This is a genomic window from Promicromonospora sp. NPDC060204, assembly GCF_042728455.1.
GTDB lineage: Bacteria > Actinomycetota > Actinomycetes > Actinomycetales > Cellulomonadaceae > Promicromonospora.
The window spans coordinates 1-6,615 of sequence record NZ_JBHWZO010000314.1 but is presented as its reverse complement, the minus strand read 5'-3'; the positions used below and the strand labels follow the sequence as shown (position 1 = coordinate 6,615).

At 71.6% G+C, this 6,615-nt stretch carries 6 protein-coding genes; all 6 read right to left on the bottom strand.

Translation table 11 applies throughout. The features are described 5' to 3' along the window. Positions 1 to 143: 143 nt before the first annotated feature. Positions 144 to 1,490, bottom strand: a complete 1,347-nt coding sequence (locus tag ACFWEJ_RS25870; protein ID WP_377232043.1) for a hypothetical protein — start codon at positions 1,488 to 1,490, stop codon at positions 144 to 146. Between the two features lie 2 nt (positions 1,491 to 1,492). Continuing rightward, positions 1,493 to 2,062, bottom strand: a complete 570-nt coding sequence (locus ACFWEJ_RS25865) for a SigE family RNA polymerase sigma factor (protein WP_377232042.1) — start codon at positions 2,060 to 2,062, stop codon at positions 1,493 to 1,495. 556 nt (positions 2,063 to 2,618) lie between these two features. After that, positions 2,619 to 4,022, bottom strand: a complete 1,404-nt coding sequence (locus ACFWEJ_RS25860; protein WP_377232041.1) for a hypothetical protein — start codon at positions 4,020 to 4,022, stop codon at positions 2,619 to 2,621. Beyond that, complete coding sequence (locus tag ACFWEJ_RS25855) at positions 4,019 to 4,594, bottom strand: SigE family RNA polymerase sigma factor (RefSeq protein WP_377232040.1); 576 nt, start codon at positions 4,592 to 4,594, stop codon at positions 4,019 to 4,021. Before ACFWEJ_RS25855 ends, ACFWEJ_RS25860 begins: the two co-directional genes overlap by 4 nt. A gap of 182 nt (positions 4,595 to 4,776) precedes the next feature. Then, positions 4,777 to 5,592: an amino acid ABC transporter ATP-binding protein gene (locus ACFWEJ_RS25850; protein ID WP_377232039.1), complete on the bottom strand. Its 816-nt coding sequence runs from the start codon at positions 5,590 to 5,592 to the stop codon at positions 4,777 to 4,779. Beyond that, on the bottom strand, positions 5,589 to 6,563 hold the full coding sequence (locus ACFWEJ_RS25845) for an amino acid ABC transporter permease (protein WP_377232038.1): 975 nt from the start codon (positions 6,561 to 6,563) through the stop codon (positions 5,589 to 5,591). The genes ACFWEJ_RS25850 and ACFWEJ_RS25845 overlap by 4 nt, the downstream gene beginning before the upstream one ends. Positions 6,564 to 6,615 lie beyond the last annotated feature (52 nt).

Sequence of the window (6,615 nt, the reverse complement as noted above, 5' to 3'; positions counted from 1 at the left end):
GTCGGCGGGGTCTTTGCCCCACCCCCCCACTGGGTGCTGCAAAAAAATGCGCCCCCCGCGGCAGATCCCCAGATTCTGCCTCGGCCCGCTCGGTTGTTCCCGGCCCACGCCATCTCCCCAGACGAGACGCGGACCGGGAAGTCTTAACCCCCGAAGAGTCCCTCCAGGAGTTCACCGAGACCGAGGGGATCCTCGTTCTCGGGAGCTTGTGTCGGCTCCTCGCTCGGAGCCGGGCTGGGCGACACACCGCCGTCGGGCTGGACCTCGCCCGTCGCGGCGAGCTGCGACGCCTCGCTGATGTCGATCAGGCACAGCCGCCAGACGTCGGCGTCCACGCCCTTCGGGGCCTGCCAGAACGCCTTGCCGGTGAGGCCCGGCGGGGCGGTCCAGGGCGTGCCCGTGCGCTGCGCCACGCAGGCCTCCATCGCGGGCACCTCGTTCGCCTGCGGGTCCTCGACCAGCAGCGGGGCGAGCTCCGCGACGAGCGGCGAGGGCTCAGCGGCCTGCGGCGTCGCCACGGTCTTTCCCGCGACGTCGTGGATGACCGCGCACTCGGGCGACGTGCTGCGGCACCAGGACGCGCTCCACGTGTCCTGGCTCGCGTAGACGAAACCGCGCGGCTCCGCCGTGGAGCGGTCGACCTGCAGCACGCGCATCCACACGCTGCCGTCGCCGAGCACGTCGAACGGCGTGACCGGGAGCGATGCGCCCGCCTGGGGCGCACCCTTCTCGGCACCGGCCCCCGACCCCGGTGACGCGGACGCCCCCTGCGCGTCCGCGGCACCATCGGTCTGCGGGTCGTCGAAGACCAGGAACTGGTCTCCCTCCTCGGCACCCGAGGAGAAGCCGAACACGAGGGCCGGCCCGCCGTCGGACGGCAGGACCATCGCGTCGGACGTGACGCCGCGCCAGAGCAGGGTTCCACCGAGGTTCCCCGCGCGGAGGTTCTGCAGGGCGGTGTCGCCGCCCGCCAGGACCTCCAGGTCTGTGGCGCTGTGCCGGCCGTCGATCTTCGCCAGGGTCACGACCGCCAGGTAGCGGTCGCCCCCTCCGGCGGGGAGGCCGAGGTCGAGCACGGCGGTGTCCGCGTCGACGCGGTACGCCGCGGGCTGTGCCACCGAGCTGACCCCGGGCGCGAGCTCCGCGAGCTTCGTCACCGGGTCCGGCGTCGGCAGCGCGGTGGCCGACGGCGGCGCGGGGTCGACCTCGACCGTCGCCATCGGTTCCGCCGACTCGACGGGTGAGACCTCTACCGGGGCGCTGCTCCAGAGCCCCGGGATCCCCGGGAGCGCGCCCGCCACACCGGCGCCGGCCGTGGCCAGCACCAGCGTCGAGGCCAGCGAGACGCCGGCCCGGCGCACGGTGTGCTTGCGCCGGCTCGACCGCAGGACACCGTCCAGGTCGAGCGTCGACGCGGGCACCGAGGCGTGCGCCGACTCGCGGAGCCGGACGACGAAGTCGTCGTCGGGAGCGCCGTGGGAGAGGTTCATGTTCATCGCGTTCCGCCCAGCGAGTCGAGATCGAGGATCGCGCGCAGGTGGGCGAGGCCGCGCGAGGCCGTGGACTTCACGGTGCCGAGAGGAATGCCGAGCTCGGTCGAGACCTCGGACTCCGAGAGGTCCAGGAGATGGCGCAGCACCACGACGCGGCGCTGCTTGAGCGGGAGGCGCAGGAGGGCGCGCACGACGGTGTCGCGGTCGTCCACGGTGCGCGTGGGCATCCGGCTCGACGCGCGGGCCACGCGGACGTCGTCCTGCGGCAGCTCGTCGGGTCCGGTGAGCACCTCGCGCCGCGTACGGCGCCAGGCGTCGATGCGCAGGTTCGCCAGGACCCGGCGCGCGTACACCAGCGGGTCGCCCTGGCGGGCCTTGTGCCAGTGCCGGTAGCAGCGCTCGAAGGTCTGCTGCGTGAGCTCCTCCGCGCGGTGGGCGTCACCGCTGAGGAGGAAGGCCATCCGGTGCAGTGGATCCTTGGCCTCTCGCATGAACGCGGTGAACTCTTCGTTCTTCGAGGTCTGTGCGTTCCTGCGCGCGTGAGTGGCCCTCGGCCGGTCTGTACGCACGGGGAGCGAGGGTACGTCATCCGGGTCCGCCGACCCACCTCGAACCACAGTGAGCGGTCGGGTTGCGGGGACCGGTTCGGCCGAGCCCTTGCGAGGTCTGTCCTTGGTCCTGCCGAGGGTGCCGTTCGACGTGGCGGCGGGCCCGGGCTGCGGGTCGCGCTCGGTCGTGGCTGCCGGGTCGGTGTCTCCGTCGTCCGCGACCGGCACGATCGCGAGCTCCGCCGCCGACCTCGGCGTCGAGGTGGATGAGGAATCTGGGGTGTTCTGCTGGGTTGTCACGGTCTCCAGGTCGTCCGCAGAGCTGGAGTCGGCGCGCACGACGCGCAGGACCACGGGCTTGGGGGCCCGGGACTCTGGCGCTCGAACACGCGGACTCGTGACTGTCACGAACGGAACACGGCCGCACCGGGACGAAGGTTCCATTTTGGTTCAGAGAAATTTTCCGGGCCGTGCGTGGCCGGGGCAACAGCGCAGTCCGCCCCACGACGAAGCACGTGTCAGACACACAGGTCACGGGGGTGACCTGTACGCCTGACACGTGCTCGTCCGGGGTGGGTCAGCGGCGGAAGTCCAGCGTCCCCAGGAAGGTGTGGAGATCCCGCAGGCCCTGCTCGTCGCCGTCGAACTCGACCACGAGGAACAGGTTCTCGCCCCGGTCCTCCTGGTGGATGTAGATGTCGACCCAGTAGTAGTCGGTCTCCCCGTCGACGTTGTGCGCGGTCGGGATCACCTCGGCGTAGTCGGCGCCGGGGACGTCGATCATCTTCGACCCCGGGTTGCCGGACGGCGTCCACCAGTTGCCGCCGGGCTTACCGCCCTGGACGTAGACCCGCTCGGGGGCCTCCATGTCCTCGGCGGCACGTGCCTTCTCCTCGGCGGTGGCGTCGGTCCACAGCTTCAGCGTCTCCTGGTCGATGCCGGGTTCCACGTGCGTGACCCTGGTCCCGGTCCACTCCACGCCCGGCGAGAACTCGCCCTCGGTCTCCTTCGAGGTCCAGCCCTCGGGCACCGCGAACGTCAGGCCGTTGTGCTCGGTCCGGACCCAGTCGGCCGGGATCCCGCGCTCGATGGCGTCGAGCACCGGGGCCGAGAACTCCGGCAGGTACCAGTCGGGCTCGCCCGCCTCCTTGAGCCAGAGGTTCCCGACGAAGTTGCGCAGCATCTCGTCACCCTCGGCGTTCGCCGTGAACCGGGTGTCGATGATCCAGCCCTCGTCGCCGCTGCGGATCGTGATGGTCGCGGGCCGCACCTTGCCCTCGCGGGCATGCTGCTCGATGACCACGAGGTCGGCGCCCTCGATGTCGAGCGTCGTCGCCCCCGAGTCCTTCGCAGGAGCCTTCCAGCCCGCGACGTCGAACACGTTGCGCAGCTCGATCGTGGCGTCCATGTCGTCGATGGTGCCGTTCTCGCCCATGCCGTAGGCCTCCGGGTGGTCCGGGGCGAGCCAGCCGGCCAACCCGCCCGCGTTCACGTCGCCGACGGCGATCCAGCCGCCCGGCGGGACCTCGTACCAGAGCCCGCCGAGGATGTAGGGGGCGGCGCCCGGGCCCTCGACCACGCCACGCTCGACGTCGGGGAGCACGGGCAGCGTCCCGCCGCCGGTCTCCAGGTAGGTGGTGGGCACGTCGCTCGGCTCCGGCGTCGGCTCGGCCGTCGGCTCCGGCGACGGCGAGTCGGTGGACGGGGCCGACTCGCTGGTCGTCTTCACGGTGCCGGGCAGGGGCCCCTGCCGGTCGCCGTAGATCGCCCCGGCGACGCCGATACCGGCGCCCGTCAGCACCACCGCGGCGACGCCGGCCGTCACCGTGGTCACGACCCGGCGCCGGCGTACGGTCCGCACGGCCCGGGTCGCCATGGCCACCGCGTCGAGGCCCTCGGGCGGCTCGACCGTCGAGCTGGCGGCCCGCAGGTCGGCGAGCACCGCGGCGTCCTTCTTGGCGTGGATGTCGTGCACGTTCACGATCGGCTCCCTTCGCGACCGGGCACCACGAGGGTGCGGAGGCGCTCCAGGGCGCGTGAGGCGGTGGACTTGACCGTCCCGGTCGAGATGCCGAGCTCCGCGGCCGTCTCGGCCTCGGACCGGTCGAGCAGGTAGCGCAGCACCACCACCCGGCGCTGCTTCACGGAGAGCGCCAGGAGCGCGCGGACCAGGCGGTCGCGGTCGGCCAGCCCGGCGTCCGACGCCGGGGCGCTCCTCTCGCGCAGGCCGAGCGCGGGTTCGTCGGTGAGCACCTCGCGGCGCGTGCGGCGCCACGTGTCGATACGGGCCGTCGCCAGGACGCGGCGGGCGTAGGCGAACGGGTCGCCGTCGCCCACCTTCTTCCACGCCTTGAACGTGCGCTCCAGGGCGAGCTGCACCAGGTCCTTCGCGCGGTGCTCGTCGCCGCACAGCAGGTACGCGATGCGGTACAGCGCGGGGGTGTTCGCCTGCGCGAACGCCGTGAAGTCGGCGACCGGGTCGAGGCTGCTCCGGACGACGGGGATCTCGCCGGTGCCCTGCTCGGGTTCCAGGGTCACCGCCACCTCGCTCATCCGGTACACCACCGGGTGGTGTGGCCGGCGTGCCCCGGCGTGCGTTCACGGCGCCCTGCGCGCCGCATCGTGTGCGTCATGCACCTTAGACGCAGCCGGGGCCCACCGGGGTTCCGTCCTTTCCGAACGGATCCGTGTCAGACGTACAGGTCACCCGGAGGACCTGTACGTCTGACACGGGGTCAGAGCACGTGCGCCAGGAAGTCCTTGGTGCGCTGCTCCTGCGGGTCGTCCAGCACCTTGCCGGGCGGGCCCGACTCGACGATGACGCCGTCGTCCATGAACACGACGTGGTCGGCGACCTCCCGGGCGAACCCGATCTCGTGCGTCACCACGATCATCGTCATGCCGGACCGCGCCAGGTCCTGCATCACCGACAGCACCTCGCCCACGAGCTCGGGGTCGAGGGCCGACGTCGGCTCGTCGAACAGCATGAGCTCGGGGTCCATGGCGAGCGCCCGGGCGATGGCCACGCGCTGCTGCTGGCCGCCGGAGAGCTGCGCCGGGTAGTGGTCCATCCGGTCGGACAGCCCCACCCGGTCGATCAGCTCGACCGCGCGCTGCCGCGCCGCCTTCTTGGAGAGCCCCCGCACCTGGACGGGCGCCTCCATGATGTTCTCGAGCGCCGTCATGTGCGGGAACAGGTGGAACCGCTGGAACACCATGCCGATGCGCGAGCGCTGCTTCGCGACCACCTTGGGGTGGAGCCGGTGCAGCACGCCCTTGGCGTCCTCGCGGTAGCCCATGAGGTCGCCGCCCACGACGACGGAGCCGCCGGTGATCTCCTCCAGCTCGTTGATGCAGCGCAGGAGGGTGGACTTGCCGGAACCGGACGGCCCGAGGATCACGGTGACCTCACCGCGCGCGACGTCGAGGTCCACGCCCTTCAGCACGTGCACGGCGTCGTGCCCGTGACCGAAGACCTTGTGCACGGCACGGACGGACACCATGTCCGTGGTTCGCGCCGGGACGGCCGTGGCGTCGGTGGGGGCGCTCATGGTGTCACGTCCTTGTTCACGTCGTCCTGCACGGTCCCGGCGGCGGCGATGGCGGCCTGCCTGCCACCGGCCGGGCCCTTGCCCCGGCCCCGGCGGCGGGTGGTCGTCCCGAACCCGCGCCCGTAGTACTGCTCCAGGTAGTGCTGGCCCACCATCAGGATCGAGGTGATGAGCAGGTACCAGAGCGCCGCGATGACCAGCAGCGGGATGGGCAGGAAGGTCCGGTTGCCGATCGCGCTGGTCGCGTAGGTCAGCTCGAACGTGAGCGGCACGGCGACCACCAGGGAGGTGGTCTTGAGCATCGAGATGGTCTCGTTGCCCGTCGGCGGCACGATCACGCGCATGGCCTGCGGCAGGACCACGCGGCGCATGATCTTGCCGTCCTTCATGCCCAGCGCCTTGGCGGCCTCGGTCTGCCCCGGGTCCACGGAGGTCAGGCCCGCGCGCACGATCTCCGCGAGGTAGGCCGACTCGTTGAACGCCAGGCCGAAGAGCGCCAGCCAGAACGCGGTGAGCACCTCGTCGGTACGGAAGGAGAAGAACTCCGGCCCGAAGGGGATGCCCAGCGACAGCCGCGGGTACAGCACGGCGAGCAGGCCCCAGAAGATGAGCTGCGTGTAGATCGGCGTGCCGCGGAAGAACCAGATCCAGGCCCAGCTCACCGAGCGCATGACCGGGTTGTCCGAGCGGCGCATCATCGCGAGCGCGACGGCGAGCACCACGGCGATCGCCATGGAACCGAACGTGAGCACCAGGGTCCACAGCACGCCGCGGATCACCACGATGTCCCGCAGGTAGAGCCAGACCACGTCCCAGCGGAAGTTCTCGTTCGTGATCAGGGCGTTGGCCGCCATGGCGGCCAGGATCAGCACGGCCACCGCTGCGACGAGGCGGCCGGGACGCGGCACGGGCCGCGCGTGGATGCGGTTGGGCACAGGGTCGCTGCCCGACGCGGAGGTCTGCGTCGTCACGTCACCCTTCCTTCCCTCTAAAAGTTGAGTGCACGGTACCCGTGGTCCGCGC

Coding starts and splice junctions, on each gene's coding strand:
- ACFWEJ_RS25870 (WP_377232043.1), bottom strand. CDS start 1,490: ATGAACCTCTCCCACGGCGCTCCCGACGACGACTTCGTCGTCCGGCTC.
- ACFWEJ_RS25850 (WP_377232039.1), bottom strand. CDS start 5,592: ATGAGCGCCCCCACCGACGCCACGGCCGTCCCGGCGCGAACCACGGAC.
- ACFWEJ_RS25855 (WP_377232040.1), bottom strand. CDS start 4,594: ATGAGCGAGGTGGCGGTGACCCTGGAACCCGAGCAGGGCACCGGCGAG.